The organism is Micromonospora sp. NPDC049151 (assembly GCF_040648395.1).
Taxonomy (GTDB): Bacteria; Actinomycetota; Actinomycetes; order Mycobacteriales; family Micromonosporaceae; genus Micromonospora.
In genome coordinates, this window is record NZ_JBEZDP010000002.1 from 197811 (window position 1) to 214909 (window position 17099).

General features: G+C 73.9%; 15 protein-coding genes. 9 read left to right on the plus strand and 6 right to left on the minus strand.

The features are described 5' to 3' along the window. Positions 1 to 304 precede the first annotated feature (304 nt). Positions 305 to 3010 (plus strand): sugar-binding protein, encoded by a 2706-nt coding sequence (locus AB0B20_RS03875; RefSeq protein ID WP_357467864.1) that lies wholly within the window; start codon positions 305 to 307, stop codon positions 3008 to 3010. A 78-nt stretch (positions 3011 to 3088) separates the two neighbouring features. Here AB0B20_RS03875 and AB0B20_RS03880 read toward each other — a convergent pair whose 3' ends face one another. The 3 genes from AB0B20_RS03880 to AB0B20_RS03890 all read right to left on the minus strand — a co-directional run bounded on the left by AB0B20_RS03880 (position 3089) and on the right by AB0B20_RS03890 (position 4998). Then, positions 3089 to 3679, minus strand: coding sequence for a VanZ family protein (locus AB0B20_RS03880; protein ID WP_357382821.1), 591 nt, complete (start codon positions 3677 to 3679; stop codon positions 3089 to 3091). 129 nt (positions 3680 to 3808) lie between these two features. Then, positions 3809 to 4822 (minus strand): cupin-like domain-containing protein, encoded by a 1014-nt coding sequence (locus AB0B20_RS03885; RefSeq protein WP_357382819.1) that lies wholly within the window; start codon positions 4820 to 4822, stop codon positions 3809 to 3811. Next, entirely contained in the window at positions 4819 to 4998 is a 180-nt protein-coding gene (locus AB0B20_RS03890; RefSeq protein WP_357382817.1) for a hypothetical protein, read from the minus strand. The genes AB0B20_RS03885 and AB0B20_RS03890 overlap by 4 nt, the downstream gene beginning before the upstream one ends. Before the next feature lie 215 nt (positions 4999 to 5213). Here AB0B20_RS03890 and AB0B20_RS03895 point away from each other — a divergent pair, with 215 nt between their 5' ends. From AB0B20_RS03895 to AB0B20_RS03930, 8 genes are all read left to right on the plus strand, one after another. Continuing rightward, positions 5214 to 7169, plus strand: a complete 1956-nt coding sequence (locus tag AB0B20_RS03895; protein ID WP_357467871.1) for a sensor histidine kinase — start codon at positions 5214 to 5216, stop codon at positions 7167 to 7169. After that, entirely contained in the window at positions 7166 to 7843 is a 678-nt protein-coding gene (locus tag AB0B20_RS03900; RefSeq protein WP_357382813.1) for a response regulator transcription factor, read from the plus strand. The genes AB0B20_RS03895 and AB0B20_RS03900 overlap by 4 nt, the downstream gene beginning before the upstream one ends. A gap of 349 nt (positions 7844 to 8192) precedes the next feature. Next, positions 8193 to 8489, plus strand: coding sequence for a DUF1540 domain-containing protein (locus AB0B20_RS03905; RefSeq protein WP_013286940.1), 297 nt, complete (start codon positions 8193 to 8195; stop codon positions 8487 to 8489). A gap of 152 nt (positions 8490 to 8641) precedes the next feature. Further along, on the plus strand, positions 8642 to 9427 hold the full coding sequence (locus AB0B20_RS03910; RefSeq protein WP_357467876.1) for a DUF2470 domain-containing protein: 786 nt from the start codon (positions 8642 to 8644) through the stop codon (positions 9425 to 9427). 87 nt (positions 9428 to 9514) lie between these two features. Beyond that, the gene (locus AB0B20_RS03915; protein WP_357382808.1) at positions 9515 to 9898 is read left to right on the plus strand and encodes a metalloregulator ArsR/SmtB family transcription factor; all 384 of its coding nucleotides are present in this window, start codon (positions 9515 to 9517) and stop codon (positions 9896 to 9898) included. 32 nt (positions 9899 to 9930) lie between these two features. Beyond that, positions 9931 to 11016 (plus strand): ACR3 family arsenite efflux transporter, encoded by a 1086-nt coding sequence (gene arsB, locus AB0B20_RS03920; RefSeq protein WP_357382805.1) that lies wholly within the window; start codon positions 9931 to 9933, stop codon positions 11014 to 11016. A gap of 14 nt (positions 11017 to 11030) precedes the next feature. After that, entirely contained in the window at positions 11031 to 11438 is a 408-nt protein-coding gene (locus AB0B20_RS03925) for an arsenate reductase ArsC (RefSeq protein ID WP_357382803.1), read from the plus strand. Positions 11439 to 11532: 94 nt separating this feature from the next. Continuing rightward, positions 11533 to 11895: a metalloregulator ArsR/SmtB family transcription factor gene (locus AB0B20_RS03930; protein WP_357382801.1), complete on the plus strand. Its 363-nt coding sequence runs from the start codon at positions 11533 to 11535 to the stop codon at positions 11893 to 11895. Between the two features lie 79 nt (positions 11896 to 11974). On the opposite strand, the gene AB0B20_RS03935 is transcribed toward AB0B20_RS03930, so the two are convergent. The 3 genes from AB0B20_RS03935 to AB0B20_RS03945 are packed head-to-tail and all read right to left on the minus strand — an operon-like array spanning position 11975 to position 17095. Further along, positions 11975 to 13498 carry a class I SAM-dependent methyltransferase gene (locus AB0B20_RS03935; RefSeq protein WP_357467882.1) on the minus strand — a complete coding sequence of 508 codons (1524 nt, stop codon included), beginning with the start codon at positions 13496 to 13498 and terminating at the stop codon, positions 11975 to 11977. A 34-nt stretch (positions 13499 to 13532) separates the two neighbouring features. After that, positions 13533 to 15377 (minus strand): ABC transporter ATP-binding protein, encoded by a 1845-nt coding sequence (locus tag AB0B20_RS03940; RefSeq protein WP_357467886.1) that lies wholly within the window; start codon positions 15375 to 15377, stop codon positions 13533 to 13535. Next, positions 15374 to 17095 carry an ABC transporter ATP-binding protein gene (locus AB0B20_RS03945; RefSeq protein ID WP_357390912.1) on the minus strand — a complete coding sequence of 574 codons (1722 nt, stop codon included), beginning with the start codon at positions 17093 to 17095 and terminating at the stop codon, positions 15374 to 15376. The genes AB0B20_RS03940 and AB0B20_RS03945 overlap by 4 nt, the downstream gene beginning before the upstream one ends. Positions 17096 to 17099: the final 4 nt, after the last annotated feature.

Sequence of the window (17099 nt, forward strand, 5' to 3'; positions counted from 1 at the left end):
TCTTCGAATAAGGAAGAAAGTCGGCGAGGGCTATTGACGACACCTCCGCAAGATCCCTAGGTTACGGCCCGAAGGCCTTCCGGTGGATCGACCCGTTCCCACCGTCTGCACCGCTCACGCCGTGACGGTGCGCGTAACCACCATCCCGTTGTCGAGCACCACGACCAGTGAGGACGCGTGGTCCTCAGTGGACAGCTGTCCGTGTCACGGACCCGACGCGAGCCACCGGGTCAGCCGGCCCGCGCCGGGTCCGTGACCGTCCCCCAGCCGCAGCACTCCCGCTTCGAGACGAAGAGGTATGCCCATGAGATGGCGCACCAGCGCGGCGATCGCCATGTGCGGTCTGCTGTCGTTGGGCCTGGCCACTCCGGCCCAGGCCAACCCCCAGAACGCAGCACCGAAGAAGTCCGACAAGCCCGTCGACCTGGACATCATGTTCATCGGCGCCCACCCGGACGACGAGGCCGGCCAGCTCGGCATGCTCGGATACTGGAACGAGTATCACGGCATGAAGGCGGGCGTCATCACCACCACCCGCGGCGAGGGCGGCGGCAACGCCACCGGTCTCGAAGAGGGCCCGGAGCTCGGCATCCTGCGGGAGGCCGAGGAGCGCAAGGCCGTCGGCTGGGCCGGCGTCGAGCACATCTACAACCTGGACGCGCTCGACTTCTGGTACACCGCCAGCGCCCCGCTGACCGAGGAGGTCTGGGGCCACCAGGAGACGCTGTCCCGGATCGTGCGGGTCCTGCGGACCACCAAGCCCGAGGTCATCCTCACGATGAACCCGTCGGCGACGCAGGGCAACCACGGCAACCACCAGAAGGCGGCCATGCTGGCCGTGGAGGCCTTCTACGCGGCGGCCGACCCGAAGGCGTTCCCGGACCAGATCAAGAAGGAGGGCCTCGCGCCCTGGCGGGTCTCCCGCATCTTCCAGACCGGCGGCAGCGGCACCGCCAGCAACGGCCCCGCCTGCGAGACCACGTTCACGCCGGCCGAGGCCAGCAACGTCGTCTTCGGCACCTGGCAGGGCTACGAGTCGGCGCGCCACGACGGCAACCGGTGGAACACGGTCCAGACCTGGGCCCGCCGGGAGTACGTGTCGCAGGGCTGGGGCAACAGCTCCTTCCCGACCACCAACCCCGACGCCATCGGCTGCAACCGGCTGACGCTGATCGACACCCGCACCCCGTACCCGGACCCGAACGTCGGCGCCGGCACGGGCGCGCTCCAGGGCGCCACCGTGCGCGCCCCGGGCGGCCTGCCGCTGGGCACCGAGGTCCATGTGCGTCCGCGCACCTGGGAGGCCGTCGCGGGCCAGCCCATCAAGGTGGACACCGTCCTGTACGCCGAGAAGGCCATCCCGGGCGCCAAGGTCACCCTGAACGTGCCGGCCGGCTGGACGGTCAGCGGCAACGGCGAGGTCGGCACGCTGACCCCGCGTAAGCAGGTCGTGAAGACCTTCACCGTCACGCCGCCCGCGCAGGTCGAGGTGGGCACCCGCTTCAAGCTCGACGCCACGCTGACCAGCAAGAAGGACGGCAGCGGCACCAGCAGCGCCCGGGTTCAGGGCACCGCGCCGGTGCGCGGCACGCTGGAGCCGCTGGAGGAGATCGCCGACTTCCGCGCGTGGGCCGTGCGGAACAAGACCCAGCAGCTCGACGCGCTCATCGAGTCCCTGCTGAACATCCCCAGCGGTGGCACCCGCAGCGTCAAGGTCAACCTGACCAACCACGGCACCCGCGTCGAGTCCGGCGCGGTCAAGCTGAACGTCCCCGCCGGCTTCTCGGTGGCCGAGCAGCAGGTGCCGTACAGCGGGCTGCAGCCGGGCGCCAGCACCTCGGTGACGTTCACCGTCACCAACACCGACACGTCGCTGCCGACGGCCAACCGGGCGCCGGACAACGGCGCCTACCGGGTGCAGATCGAGACCAGCTACACCGGGGGCAGCGCCAGCGAGCCCGGCGCGTTCAACCTGGTCCCGGTCACCACGATCCCGAAGGCCACCACCGCGCCGACTGTGGACGGGCACGCCCACGACCACGAGTACACCGGCGAGGTCATCGACATCTCCACCCGCTGGGAGGGCACCGCCGCCCCGGCGTCGGACATCTCCGGCACCGCCCAGCTGACCCACACCGACGACGCCCTGTACGCCCTCTTCACCATCACCGACGACGTGCTCGGCACCGTCCTGCCGCCGGAGGACTGCAAGCGTCCGCGGCGTAACGACAACATCGAGTTCGGCATCGACCCGCGCGGCAACTCGGCGAACACCTCCACCGTGTTCAACATGGCGCTCTTCCCGGCCACGAACGACCCGGCCAACGGGAACCCGCCGTGCTTCGCCCGGGAGCGGGACAACCACCAGGGCGGCCCGGAGACCGCGCCGGGTGTGGAGATCGCCTCCGTCGTGACCAGCAACCCGTACACGGGGTACCGGATCGAGGTCAAGATCCCGTTCAGCGTGCTGCCGGACACCATCGACCCGAACCGGATGGGCCTGAACATCCTGGTCAACGACTCGGACACGCAGGACCTGACCGCGCAGACCCGGGTCGGCTGGTCGACCTGGAGCGGCGTACGGGCCGACCCGTGGCGCTGGGGCAACGCGACGCTGCCGGACCTGGCGGCGAAGCCGTCGGCGCCGAAGGCTCCGATCATGCCGGACACCGCGGCGCTGAGTGTCGACTCGCCGCAGACCCTCCTGCAGTCCGTCTCGGACGGGGTGGCGCCCGGCGGCTACGCCAAGCTGCCGGACGACACCGTGAAGATCAAGAAGGTCACCCACACCGCGAACAAGGTGTCGGTCCAGCTCCAGGTGAAGAAGGCGGGCACCGCCCGGGCCTTCGTCTGGGACGGCACCCGGGTCGTGGCGCAGGCCAAGGCCGACCTGCGCAAGGAGGGCACGCTCGTCCTGCCGGTGACCGGGTCGCTTCCGGCCGGCACCTCGCTGCTCGTCTCGTACGAGCACGACGGCGCCACCACCGCTTCGGCGAAGAAGCTGAGCTGACCGGACGGTGAGCGCGTCGACCTGACGCGTGCGCCGCGATGGGCCGGGCCGGCAGGCCCGGCCCATCGTGCCGTCGTACTACCCGGACCGTGAGCCGATCGGCGGACCGGCGCCGATCGCGGCCGGCGCCTCGGCCGGCTCTCGCCACCAGCGGCGTGACGCCAGCGCGGCCAGCCCGGCCCCGGCGGCGTTGAGCAGGACGTCGTCGACCGAGGAGACCCGGTCCAGCCGCAGGACGTACTGCGCCACCTCGACCACTACCGAGCAGCCGGCGGCGAGCGCCAGGATCCGCGGCACCGATGCCAGCGCCGCGAACCGCAGCGGGGCGAAGAACCCGAGCGCCGCGAAGACCAGCAGGTTGCCGACGATCTGGACCGTCACCGTCAGCGGCCCGCTCGCGAGGACGGTGAGCAGGTCCCGCAGCGGCACCAGGCTCACCCGGCCGGGGACGGCACCGGCCCGCTCCCCCGGCAGCATGATCATCCAGACCCAGGGCGCGGTCCCGTAGACGATGCCCACCTCGGCCACCGACCTGCGCCATACCGCCGCCCCGGCGCCGCGCCGGCGGGCCAGGAGCCACACCGCGAGCGCGGCGGCCGGCAACGCGGCCACCGTGACGAGCACGACCCCGGTGATCGTGCCGAACCAGCCGTGCCATCCCGCGACCACGCCACCTCCACCTCCGTCCGGCCGGCGGCCGTCCGGGTGCCATCCTGCCTCCCGCCGCGCGTCGTCGTCAGCGAGCACCGGCCGGTCCCGTCGAGTACGCGGGGAGCCCGGCCGGCACGCCCCCGGTCCTCACCCGTCGGCGCGGGCCGCCGGCGGCGTGGCCATCCGGTGATTCTGGCCGGGCACCCGGAAGTGGTGGAACGTGACGGTGGCGCTGAGATCGAGCGCGTGCACCCAGTGCCACCACCCGACCGGCACCAGCAGCATCTGCCCCGGTTCGAGCACGGTCTCCAGCACCGTCGCCTCGGCGTACCGGGGATGGCGGTCGAAGTCCGGCCGCGCCGCGTCCACCGCGCTGAACGTCCCGCCGCGGGGGTGGACCAGATGCCGCTGGTACGACGGCACCAGCCGGACGTGCTTGCGGCCGAGCACCTGGCAGAGCAGCACCGTGCTGTTGTCCACGTGCAGCGGCGTCACGGTGCCCGCCGGTCCCAGCAGCAGGTGGCCGCCGCCGGCCGGGTCGACGAGGTGCGCGGGCGGCCGCACGTCGGCGGCGAGCGCCCGCAGCGCCCCGTTCCAGTTCTCGTTGCGGGGCACCATGTAGTAGTCGTTCGTCCGCGCGCCGGAGCCGAGCATCGCCAGGTAGTCGACGAAGGCCATGGTGGTGCGGTGCCTGTCGTACTGCCAGGCGTGGTCGGGGTTCGCCTCCCGGCCGGTCATCACCTCGACGACCGCGTCCGGGCAGCTCCGGGCCATCCGGTCCAGTGTCCAGTCCAGCGCCGGCCAGTCCGCCATCAGGCCGTCGAGCACGACCGGCCGGTTGCCGTAGTAGTAACGGCCGAAGAACTCCTCGGCGGTGATGTCGGCCCGGCGCTCCAGGACGCGGCCCCCGTCGTCGTCGCGCAGCACCCGGTAGGTGTCCAGCACCGACTCCATCCAGTCGTAGCGCAGCGCGAGCCGCCGGCAGACGGCGAAGTACGGATGGTCGGCGAGCGCCGCCAGCTCGGCGTCGACGGCGTCGGCGTCCGCGCCGCCGGCCACGGCCGCCGCCCGGGCCTGCCCGGCGGCGACTCCCATCGCCAGGTTCTCGGCGAGCCACTCCCGCCAGACGGGGAGCAGGCCCGGCGCGGCGGCCACGGTCACCGGGTGGCCTCGACGGACGGAGCGGCCGGCGCGGACGGCCGTAGTGCCAGCACCACGGCGTCGACGCGGCCGTCGGTGGGCGGCGGGGTGAGCCGGGGCGCCCGGGTGTACTCGGAGCAGTTGACGTAGGAATTCTTGACGTGGGCCGGGATGTGGTCCGGCGTGGTTTCGGTCATGCCGGGCAGTCAAGCGGCGAGGCGTCCCGGTCCGCCAGGGACGCCGATCCCGTCCGGCCCGGGACGCCGCCACCACGCCGCACGGCCGATCCCCGGTCCCGTCCCGGCCGGGACATCCGCCCCCGGCCGCCGGGACACCCCCGCCCGGCCTGCCATCCGGCTCACGCCGTTCAGGTGGTCCCCGGCGCCGTGCGTCCTGACACAGTGGACCCGACATGCGTGACGACTTCCGTACCCGGAGGGCGGTGGCCTGGGCGGTCCTCGCCGCCACCGGCGTGCTCACCCTCGGCGCGGTCGCCGGCTGGGCGGTGGCGACTCCCCCGTTCACCGCCACGCAGCTCTACTCGCTCGTCGACCTGCTCGACGGCGTCGTCTACGGCGCGGTGGCGTGGCTGATCCTGAGTCGCCGGCGCAGCGGCGGCCGGCTTCCGGGGTGGATCGCCACCGCGACAGCGCTCGGCGGCGCGCTCGCCGCGTGCTGCGGCCAGTGGCAGCTCGCCGTCGGCGGGCCCGCGCTGTTGACCGCCCTGCACCACTGGGCCTGGGTGCCGGGCCTCTACTCGCTCGTCGTGGTCATGCCCTGGCTGCTGCCGGAGCGGCCACCCGGCCGGCTCGAGCGGATCGCCGTCGCGGCCGGCCTCGGGTACGTGGCGCTGACGGTGGCCGTCCTCGTCACCGCGCCGCCTCCGGTGGGCGTGGTGCCGCTGACGCCGGAACTGCGCGAGGCACGCGCCGCGCTGCTGCGACAGCTGTCGCCCGTGCTGCCGTACGCGCTGGTCGTGCTCGGCGTGCTGGCCGCCGCCGGCGTCGCGTGGCGGTGGCGGCGCGGGGAGCCCACACGGCGCAACGGCCTCGGCTGGGTGACCGCGGGCAGCGCGCTGCTCACCCTGGCCTTCCTGACCACGCTCCTGCCGCCGGCGGTGGCGCCGCCGACCGCGCCCGCGCTGCTGATGCTCGCCTCCCAGGCGTTCTTCCCCGCCGCGGTGGCAGTGGTGGTGCTGCGCCAGCAGTTGTGGGGAATGCGGCTGGCCGTGCGGCGCACCCTGGTCTGGTACCTGATGACCGCCATGGTGATCGCCGCCTACTGCGTGGCGGTCGCGTTGCTCGACCGGCTGCTGCCGCGGGCCGTGCCGCTGCCGCAGCTGCTGGTCACCGGCGCGATCGCGGCCGCGTTCCAGCCGGTCCGCGCGCTCGTGCAGCGACGGGTGGACGGCCTCGTGCACGGTGAGGCGCCCGAACTCCTGCTGCACCGGGTGGTGCGCAGCGGCGGCAGCACGAGCGACATCGGCGCGGCGGTGGCCACCGCGCTACGGCTGGCCGACGTGCTGATCACCGAGGACGAGGCGCAGCCGCCGCCGCGTGAGGGCGGCCCGCCGGTCACCGTGCCGCTGCTGCGGGGCGACCGGCTCGTCGGCCACCTGCACGCCTGGCCCCGGCCCGGCGAGCTGCTCGACGAGCGGGCCGGCGAGGCGCTCGCCGTGCTCGCCCCGGTGGTCGCCGCGATGGTGGAGCTGGTCGGCACCAACCGGGATCTGGCCCGGTCGCGGCAACGGCTGGCGGAGGTACGCGACGAGGAGCGCCGCTCCCTGCGCCGGGACCTGCACGACGGCCTCGGGCCGGCGCTCAGCGGCATCGGACTGGGCCTGGCGGCCACCCGCAACCTGCTGCGCCGCGACCCGGACCGGGCCGAGGAGCTGCTGGACCGGTTGACCGAGGAGCTGACCGCCCGGGCGGCGGAGGTGCGGGAGATGGCACACGGACTGCTGCCTCCGGTGCTCGCCGACGGCGGGCTGCGCCCCGCCCTGGACGTGCTGCGCGCGCAGTACGCGCGGGCCGGGCTGCGGATCGTGATGCGGGCTCCCGCCTCGCTGGACCCGCTGCCGGAGCCGGTCGCCACCGCCGCGTACGGCGTCACCGCCGAGGCGGTGCGCAACGTGCACCGGCACGCCGGTGTGGACACCTGCACCGTGTCGCTGGACCGGCGGCCGGATCTGCTCCGGGTCACCGTCACCGACGAGGGCCGGGGGGTGGCCGCCGGGCCGGTCCGCCCGGGCGTGGGCCTGCACGCCATGCGGGAACGCGCACAGGCGGTCGGCGCGACGCTGACCGTCGGACCGGCCGCCTCCCGTGGCACCACCGTCTGCCTGACCGTCCCCCTGGAGCGCCGGTGACCGACCGCCCGATCCGCGTCGTCGTGGTGGACGACCACCCGGTCTTCCGGCTCGGCATGAGCGCGCTGCTGGACACCCTCGACGGCATCGAGTGCGTCGGCGAGGCCGCCGACGCGACCGGGGCCGGGACGCTCGTCGACCGGGCCCGGCCCGACGTGGTGCTGATGGACCTGCATCTCGGTCAGGGATCCGGGATCGAGGCCACCCGCGCGCTGAGCCGGGCGCATCCGGAGGTCCGGGTGCTGGTGGTGACCATGCTCAACGACGACGCCTCACTCGTCGCCGCGGTACGTGCCGGAGCGCGTGGTTACGTGCTCAAGGGTGCGTCGGCCGCGGACGTGGAACGGGGCATCAGGGGCGTGGCCGGCGGGGATCTGGTCCTCGGCGGTCCGCTCGCCGACCGCGCGGCCGCCCTGCTGGGCGCCCGCGCCGACGGCCCGTTCCCAGAGCTGACCGAACGGGAACGTGAGGTGCTGGACCTGCTCGCCCGGGGCCTGTCGAACCCGCTCATCGCACACCGGCTCGGGCTGAGCGCCAAGACGGTGCGCAACAACGTCTCCGCCATTCTGGTGAAACTCCGCCTCGGCAGCCGCGCCGAGGCGATAGCCCGGGCGCGCGACCACGGTATCGGTGTGCCGAACGCCCCGGAACTGCCTCCGTCCCGGGCCCGCTGACCGGCGGGCCGTGCAGTTCCGCTTTCCGATCCCGGGCGATTCCGCACCGGTGCCGGGTGCCGATTCCCGCGCACCTGACCAGGCCGGGAGCGGATCGGTAAAGGGCAGCAGCACGCGCGAGGAATCAAAGCCTTCCCTAACGAAGGCAAGGCTCATCTTCGCCGAGCCCGGACACCACACGGAAACGGCGGTTAACCGCCACCGGCCCCGTATTCCGTTGTTAGGGTGAGCATGTCCGAACTGGCGGCCGACGGGTTTGCGAACCGGCCGCTCGGCAAATACCAGATGGCGTTCGAGCACCACGAGGCCGGCCTTTCCGTTCCGCCGGCCCGCATGACTTGGAGGCACCATGAAGACGCTGTTGCAGTCTCCGCCGGTACGTGAGTGCGCCGCCACCGCGTGCAGCTTCAACGACAACGGCTGTCACGCTCCCGCGATCACCGTCGCGGCGTCCGCCGACGCGGCCTCCTGCGCGACCTTCGTCGAGTCGTCGCTCAGCGGCGGGATCGCTGAGGTCACCGGCGCGGTGGGCGCGTGCGCGCGGGCCGAGTGCGTGTTCAACACCAACCTCGCGTGCACGGCCGAGTCGATCACGGTCGGGCCGGGCGCCACGGTCAGCGACTGCCTGACCTACCAGCCCGCCTGACGAATCCGGACACCGCGCTCGTACGGGTCACGACGGTCACCGTCGTGACCCGTACCGCGTGTGCGGCACCCGACCCGCCGTTGCACAGGTAAGCCTTACCTACTACCGTCTGACCTGGGCCGACATCACCCTTCCCGGCCGAGGAGACAGACATGGCGTTGCACCCCGCCGGGCGCCCGGCCCTGCCGGCCGGCGTCGCCCCGCTCATCGTGGGGCCGTCGGCGGTCACCGCCACGCCTCGCGACGCCGTCGCCGCCCGGTGCGTGCTGAGCGCCGCCTCCTCGCTGCGGCTCACGCTCGGCGACACCACAGCCGATCTCCTCCGCGCCCACGTCGTCCTCCCCGACGGCACGATCGTCCTGGCTGTCGACGCGATGAGCCGCACCGGTGGCCTGCTGGTCGCCGCGCGCGGCCACGGCGGCGCGGTACGCCTCGACGTGACCGACCTCGCCCCGGTCGCCGTACGCTCCCGGGTGCGGGCCCGGCTGCGGGTCCTCGGCACCGTCCGCCGCTTCGACCCGGCAGTCCTCGACGCCTGCGATCCGGTCACCGTCATGTCGCTGCTCGACCTGCCCCCGGTGGCGTTGTGGGCGATCGAGCCGGACGAGATCGTCCTCGACCGGGCCGCCGCTCCCGTCGCGGTGGACCCCGGCGCGTACCTCGCCGCCCGGCCGGACCCGATCGCCGTCGACGAGGCCGCCCACCTCGCGCACCTGGCCCGCTGCCACGGCGACGTCCTCGACCGGCTCGCCGCGCTCGTCGACCCCGCCGTCAGCACCGGCGCGACCCGGATCGTCCCGGTCGCGCTCGACACCGGCGGCATCGTGCTGCGCGCGGAGCGGGCGGACGGTCACGCCGACACCCGGCTGCCCTTCACCCGCCCGGTCACCTCGGGCACCGGCCTGGCCGAGGCGCTGCGGACGCTGCTCGCCCGCTAGCGGGCGAGGTGTGCGACGGTGACGGCGAGGCGGCGGGGCACGGCCGGGGGGCTTGCACGTTGATTAGATACCTGTCAACCTAGAGGCATGTCGAATCAGCAGCCGCCGATCCCCTTCGTCGACCTCGACGCCGACCCGTCGTGCTGCCCCTCACTGGCGCAGCGCCGGGTCCCGGCCGAGACGGCTGCGGTCCTCGCACCCGCCTTCAAGGCCCTCGGCGACCCGGTACGGCTGCAGCTGATGTCGATGATCGCCTCCGCCGAGGCCGGCGAGGTGTGCGTGTGCGACCTGACACCGGCGTTCGACCTGACCGGGCCGACGATCTCCCACCATCTCCGGACGTTGCGCGAGGCGGGCCTGGTCGACGCCGAGCGGCGGGGCACCTGGGTCTACTACCGCCCACGGCCGCAGATCCTGCGCCAGCTCGCCGGCCTGCTGTCGATCGATCCGGCCGCCGCGGCGCAGCGGTAGCCGCTGTGGCGCCGACACCCACAGGAGTACCCATGAGCACCCTCACCGGGGCCGGCCACGCCCCGCCGGTGGCGGCACGCCTGTCGCGCCTGGACCGGTTACTGCCGGTCTGGATCGGCCTGGCCATGGTCGCCGGCCTGCTGCTCGGCCGGATCGTTCCCGGCCTGGACGACGCTCTCGACGCCGTCAAGGTCGGCGGCATCTCCCTGCCCATCGCCCTCGGCCTGCTGATCATGATGTATCCGGTGCTGGCCAAGGTCCGCTACGACCGCCTCGACACCGTCACCGGCGACCGGCGTCTCCTGGTCTCGTCGCTGATCCTCAACTGGATCGTCGGTCCCGCACTCATGTTCGCCTTGGCCTGGGTGTTCCTGGCCGACCAGCCGGAGTACCGCACCGGTCTGATCATCGTCGGCCTGGCCCGCTGCATCGCGATGGTCATCATCTGGAATGACCTGGCCTGCGGCGACCGGGAGGCGGCAGCGGTCCTCGTGGCCATCAACTCGGTGTTCCAGGTCCTCGCCTTCGGCCTGCTCGGCTGGTTCTACCTGTCCGTGCTGCCGGGCTGGCTCGGTCTGGACGGCGCCGCGCTGGAGGTCTCCGGCTGGGACATCGCCGGCAACGTGCTCGTCTTCCTCGGCATCCCACTGCTCGCCGGCTATCTCTCCCGCCGCCTCGGCGAGCGCGCCAGGGGCCGCGACTGGTACGAGCGGCGATTCCTGCCCCGGGTCGGGCCCGTCGCACTGTACGGGCTGCTGTTCACCATCGTCGTTCTGTTCGCTCTGCAGGGCGAGGCCATCACCGACCGGCCGGTCGACGTGGCCCGCATCGCCCTGCCGCTGCTGGCCTACTTCGCCCTCATGTGGGCCGGCTCCTACCTGCTCGGCCGGGCCATCGGCCTGAACTACGAACGCACCACCACGCTGGCGTTCACCGCCGCGGGCAACAACTTCGAACTGGCCATCGCGGTCGCGATCGGCACCTTCGGGATCGCCTCCGGCCAGGCTCTCGCCGGTGTCGTCGGCCCGCTGATCGAGGTCCCGGTTCTCGTCGGCCTGGTCTACGTGTCGCTGTGGGCCCGCACCCGCCTGTTCGCCACGCCGGGAACCCGGCCATGACATACGGAGGCCCGATGAGCGGCAAGCCCAGCGTCCTGTTCGTCTGCGTGCACAACGCCGGCCGGTCCCAGATGGCCGCCGGGTGGCTGCGCCACCTCGCCGGCGACACCGTCGAGGTCCGGTCCGCCGGCAGCGCACCCGCCGACCGGGTCAACCCTGCCGCCGTCGAGGCCATGCGGGAGGTCGGCATCGACATCACCGGTCAGACCCCCCGGCTCCTCCGGTACGAGACGGCGGAGTCCTCGGACGTCATCGTCACCATGGGCTGCGGTGACGCCTGCCCCGTCTTCCCCGGCAAGCGGTACGAGGACTGGAAGCTCGACGACCCCGCAGGCAAGGGCGTCGACGCGGTGCGTCCCATCCGGGACGAGATCCGCACCAGGGTGGAACGGTTGCTCGCCGAGCTGCGCCCCGATGCCTGACACCGCCCGTACGGTCACCCGCCGGCGTCGCACTGACGGTGGTCCGGTCCTGGTTGCACCGGCACGCGGCCGGAGTTGGTGCAACGATGCAGGCGTGGGAACTGCGAAGACTGCCACCCCTGCCATCTCGCCGCTCGCCGGTGAGCCGATCAAGCGCGCCGACGCCGAACGGCTCGCGGGAGTGCTGAAGGCGTTCGCCGATCCGGCCCGGCTACGCCTGCTCAGCCTGATCCAATCCGCTCCGGACGGCGAGGCGTCCGTCAGCGACCTCACCGCGCCGCTCGGTCTCTCCCAGCCGACGGTCAGCCATCACCTCCGGATCCTCACCGAGGCGGGCCTGATCGAGCGGGAGAAGCGGGGTGTGTGGGCGTACTACCGCCTGGTCCCGTCCGCGATCTCGGCGATCGCCGAGTTGTTGACGCCGCCTCGTAAACGGCCGACGAAGAAGGTCCGCTGAGCCGGGGACCGCAGAGCACCAGTACCCCGGCGCCCGCCGGCCCGGCCGCACCACGGCCGGTTCCGGCGACGCCGGTGGATCAGGCGTTGCGCGGGCGGTGGGCGACGGTGAGGACGTGGGTGGTCGGCCAGTCCAGCGGCCGGCCGTCCAGGTCGGTCAGCGACGCGACCGGCGCGATCCGGTTGTCGATCACCCAGTCGTTGCGGACCGGGGCCGAGGCCGGGCCGATCTCGAAACCCACCTCGGTGAGCAGGCCGGTCCAGTCGGCGAAGCTGAGGCCGCAGAACTGCTCCCTCGTCTCCGACAGCCAGTTGTCGGTGTAGTCCTTGCGGGTCAGGTAGTCCATCGCCGCGCCCAGGGCGATGCGGACCGCGCCGCCGGCCAGCGGCTCGTAGGCGAGGCCGAACGCGAAGTCCACGGCGAACTGGTCCAGCCGCGCCCGCGTCGACAGTCCGGAGACGTACCGCCTGACCTCGGCCGAGGACAGGTCGGCGAGATCCCGGCGCGGTGTCGCCGGGTTGTCCCCGTCGTCGGTGGCGAGCCGCAGGATCACCGGCCGGCCGCCGTCGTCGGGTCCGCACACGTCGCTGTTGATCCACACGCCGCCGGGTGCGGTGTGGTCGTGGATGCGGCGGGCGAACTCCAGCAGCGACTCCCGCTGCCGCCCGTACGACCAGATCTCGTGGGTGAGCGCGAAGGTGAGTGTGGTGTCCACCGAGCGGTCCTTGAACACCGCGCCGCCGAGCACGTTGCGCTGGAAGAAGTAGACGTTGGCGTTGCGGAACACGCCCTGCGCCTTCTTGTGCAGGCACTCCTGGTAGAGGTGGCGGGCCACCTCCACGCCGATCAGGTCGCTCTCCCGCAGCGCGGCCTCCCGGTCGGCCAGTTCCAGCACCGAGCCCGCGCCGCAGCCGATGTCCACGATGCGGCCGGGCTGCACGTACCGGCGCACCGAGTCCCACTTGCGGTGCGCGGCCGAGGCGAACGCCTCCACGTACGTCCGGTAGTCGCGGGTCACGGTGAGGCCGCCCTCGTCCCCGACCAGCGGGTCGTTCACCACCGACCGGATCGCCTCGACCAGCCGGTAGCGCTCGAACACGTCGATCGTCGCCGGGTGGGTGAGCGTACGCCAGGTCTCGTCGCCGGCGGCCAGGCGCAGCAGCACGTCCCACGGCCGTTCGGGCGTCTCCGGCAGGTCCGGGTCGGCCTCGACCGGCGCGATCGGGAAGCCGAGCCGCTCGTACAGCTCGGCGACCTCCGGGGTGGAGCAGGCCACCACCGTGTCGGCCGGGACGAGGTCGATGCCGGTGGCCACCGCGATGCTCTTGAGCGTCACCTCCGCGAACGCGTCCGTGTACGCGGTGTCGAAGATCGGCACGGCCAGCGAGCGCAGCCCGGTCAGCACGCTGAACCGCTCGATCGCGGCCTCCCGCCTGTGGTACGCGACGGGATTGCGACGGGTGTTCTCGTGGTTGGCCGACGTCACCGCCCAGACCACTGTGGCCTCGTCACCGGCGAGCCGGCTCAGGTAGTCGGCCTGGAACCGGGTCAGCAGGTGATGCCGCCCGGGGAACAGCACGAAGCGGGTCGGCAGGTCGGTCATGGACACCTCGCCTGGGCGGTGGAGCGGTCGGTGATCATACGGGGACGCGCCAGGAACGCCACAGGTGCCCGTACCGGCCGTCGGCGGCGAGCAGCTCGTCGTGCGTGCCCTGCTCCACGATCCGGCCGTGGTCGAGCACGACGATCCGGTCCGCGGTGACCGCCTGGCTGAGCCGGTGCGCCACGATCAGCGTGGTACGCCCCCGCGTGGCCGCGAGGGCCGCCCGGTCCAGGTCGCGGGCTCCGGCGCTGCCGGCCTCGGCGGTCGCCTCGTCCAGTACGGCGACGGCGGGCGAGGTGAGCACCAGCCGGGCCAGGGCCACCTGCTGGGCCTGGGCGGCGGTGAGCCGGTGGCCGCCCTCGCCCACCGGCGTCGCCAGCCCGTCCGGCAGGGCACGCAGCCAGGTGGTGGCGCCGACCCGGTCCAGCGCGTCCAGCAGCTCGGCGTCGGTCGCGTCCGGGGCGGCCAGGCGCAGGTCCTCGGCGAGCGCACCGGCGAAGACGTGCACCTCCTGGCTGACCAGCGCCACGTCGCGGCGGGTGGTGGCCTCGCCCGTCCCGGTCAGCGGCACGCCGTCCAGGCGTACCGATCCGTCGGTGGGCGCGATGATCCCGGCGGCGATGCCGGCGAGCGTGCTCTTGCCGGCGCCGCTGGCACCGACGAGCGCGACCCGCTCCCCCGGCGCCAGGCGCAGCTCGACGTCGGCCAGCACCAGCGGGCCGTCGTCGTAGTGGTGCCGGCGCACCGTGACGTCCAGCGCCGCCGCGCCGCGCGGGCCGGCGGGCCGGGCGGCCGGGCCGGACGCGGTGGGTGGGCCGGACGCGGTGGGTGGGCCGGACGCGGCGGGTGGGCCGGACGCGGCGGTTGGCGCGGTGTCGGGCAGCTCGGCCACGCCGACCAGCCGGGCGAGGCTCGCGCCGGCCTGCAACACCGAGTCGGACTCCATCAGCAGCAGGCCGATCGGGTTGAACAGGCGGTGGAAGTACAGCGCGGCGGTGGTCGCCGCGCCGACGGTGACCAGGTCGTCGCGGACCAGGAAGAACCCGGCCACCAGCACCGCGGCCAGGCCGAGGAACTCCGACCTGTTGATCCGCAGCCCGAAGCGGGTGTGCAGGTTGAAGATCTCCAGCGACAGGTCCCGCGCCACGCCGGAACGCTCGGCGATCGCGGCCACGTGCGCGTCCTCGGTCCGGTACGCGCGCACCGTCGCCGCGCCGCGCAGCGCGCCGGCCATCGCCTGCGTCCGCTCGCCGGTGGCGATCCGCTCCCGGGCGTAGTACGGCGCCGAGCGCCGCAGGTACCAGCGCAGCGCCAGCGCGTACGCGGGCGCGGCGACCAGCCCGGCGAGGCCGAGCCGCCAGTCCAGCGCGACCAGCCCGAACACGGTGAGCACCACGGACAGCAGCGCGCCGACGAACGCGGGGCCGCTCACCGCGATCACGTTCGTCACCACCGCCACGTCGTCGCCGACGCGGGCCAGCAGGTCGCCCGTGCCGGCCCGCTCCAGCGTCGCGGACGGCAGGTGCAGCGCCCGGTCGAGGACGCGCTCACGCAGCCGGGCCAGCACCGTCTCGCCGAGCCGGGACGCGAGCGCGGCGCCGAGTGCCGTGAGCAGGCCGGTGAGCACCGCGGCGGCGGCGATCACCGCCACCCGGCCGGCGATCCGGGAGGCCGGGGCGTCGGCGATGACGTCGTCGACCAGGCGGCCGAGCACCCAGGGGGCGACCAGGCCACCCGCGGCGGCGGCGACGAGCACCGTCGCGGCCGCGGCGCTGAGGCCCGGCCGTTCGCGGAACCGGGCGGCGAGCGTGGTCCAGGTCTGCCGGGCGGACGCGACAGGCAGCAACGTCCGGCCGGGGGTACGCGGGTCGGCGGTCACCGCAGTGTCTCCTCGCGGTAGCGGGTGTCCTCGGCGAGCAGGCGCTCGTGCGGTCCCTCGGCGGTCACCCGGCCGTCGGCGATCACCACCACCCGGTCGGTGATCCGCAGCAGGGCCGGGCTGCTGGTGACCAGCACCGTGCCCCGGGGCGCCGCCCGGCGCGCCCGCGCCAGTCCGTCGGCGAGCTGCGCCTCGGTGGCCGCGTCGACGGCGGTGGTGGGGTCGTGCAGCACCAGCACCGGCGGGTCGGCGTGCAGCGCCCGCGCCAGCCCGAGCCGCTGGCGCTGCCCGCCGGAGAGGTTCGCGCCCCGCTCGACGAGCCGGTGCTCCAGGCCGCCGGGGTGCGCGTCCACCACGTCCTGCGCCGCCGCGGCCCGGACGGCGGCGTGCAGCTTCGCCTCCTCGGTCCGGGCTCCGGCGGCGAGGTTGGCCGCCACCGTGCCCTCGAACAGCGTCACGTCGTGCGGCTCGACGAGCACCGTGCCGCGCAGCGCGTCGACGTGCAGCTCGTCGGCGGGCACGCCGTCGACGCGTACGGCGCCCCGGCGCTGGTCCGGCGGCACCCGCCCGGACAGCAGCGCCACCAGCGCCTCGGCGTCGGCCGGGTCGTACGCGAGCACACCGACCATCTCGCCGGGGCCGACGCGCAGGCTCACCCCGTCCAGCCCGGCGTGCCCGACGTCGTCGAGGGCGAGCCGTGGCCCGTCCGTGTACGGCGGCGCCGCGGCGTCGCCGGGCCGGGTCAGCGGTTCGGCGCCGAGCACGCGCGCCACCCGGGCGGCCGAGGCGCGGGCCATCGCGAACAGTTGCACGCAGTAGCCCATGGTCTGCACCGGCTCGGCGACGAACTGCGCGAGCCCGACCACTGTGACCAGCTCGCCGATGGTGAGCCGGCCGCGCAGGGCGAGCCAGCCGGCCACCCCGGCCACCGCCGCGAGGAACAGGCCGTTGGCGGCGGTGGTCAGCCCGAGGTGCAGTCCCTTGGTGTTCGCGGCGCGCAGCGTCACGGCGAGGGCGTTGCGGCTGGCGGCGGCGTACCGGCCGGCGGCGTGGTGCTGGGCGCCGATGCCGCGCAGCACACGCAGGCCGGAGACGAGGTCCACGGCGAGCGCGGTGGTCTCCGCGAGCGCCTCCTGCTGGGAGGCGCTGCGCCGGGACAGCAGCGGCGCCATCCGTTGCAGCACCAGGACCAGCACCGGCACGCCGACGAGCACGCCGAGCCCGAGGGGGATGTCGATGACCAGCAGCGCGGTCGCCGCGACGGTCAGCGCGGTCACCGCCGCGACACCGAACCCGGCCACCCGCACCACGTACGCGGAGAGTTCGGCGTCGGAGGCGGCGACGGAGAGCAGTTCGCCGTCGCGCAGGCCGGAACGGTGCCCGCGCGGGTCGAGCGCACGCTCGGCGATCTCCACCCGCAGCAGGTGCGCCTCCCGCTCCACCGCCGCGAACGCCTGGCGGGCGCCGTTGCGGTAGGCGAACGCGAGCACGGCGAACAGGGTGGCGAGGCCGGCGACCGAGTACGCCAGCGCCCACGGGTCGCCGGTCACCACGGCCCGGTCGATGATGACGCCGATCGCCACCGGCACGAGCGCCTCGGCGACCTGGTGCAGGCCGAGCAGCGTGACGCCGATCAGCACCGGACGCCGCTGACGGCGCAACGCCTGACGGAGCACGTACCGGGCCGTGACAGCGCGGCCGGCGGGTTGCGGGGACACGAGG

Excerpts from the sequence above, each read along its gene's own strand:
- AB0B20_RS03875 (WP_357467864.1), top strand. The coding sequence starts at position 305 with ATGAGATGGCGCACCAGCGCGGCGATCGCCATGTGCGGTCTGCTGTCG.
- AB0B20_RS03890 (WP_357382817.1), bottom strand. The coding sequence starts at position 4,998 with ATGACCGAAACCACGCCGGACCACATCCCGGCCCACGTCAAGAATTCC.
- AB0B20_RS03895 (WP_357467871.1), top strand. The coding sequence starts at position 5,214 with ATGCGTGACGACTTCCGTACCCGGAGGGCGGTGGCCTGGGCGGTCCTC.
- AB0B20_RS03905 (WP_013286940.1), top strand. The coding sequence starts at position 8,193 with ATGAAGACGCTGTTGCAGTCTCCGCCGGTACGTGAGTGCGCCGCCACC.
- AB0B20_RS03910 (WP_357467876.1), top strand. The coding sequence starts at position 8,642 with ATGGCGTTGCACCCCGCCGGGCGCCCGGCCCTGCCGGCCGGCGTCGCC.
- AB0B20_RS03915 (WP_357382808.1), top strand. The coding sequence starts at position 9,515 with ATGTCGAATCAGCAGCCGCCGATCCCCTTCGTCGACCTCGACGCCGAC.
- arsB (WP_357382805.1), top strand. The coding sequence starts at position 9,931 with ATGAGCACCCTCACCGGGGCCGGCCACGCCCCGCCGGTGGCGGCACGC.
- AB0B20_RS03925 (WP_357382803.1), top strand. The coding sequence starts at position 11,031 with ATGAGCGGCAAGCCCAGCGTCCTGTTCGTCTGCGTGCACAACGCCGGC.
- AB0B20_RS03935 (WP_357467882.1), bottom strand. The coding sequence starts at position 13,498 with ATGACCGACCTGCCGACCCGCTTCGTGCTGTTCCCCGGGCGGCATCAC.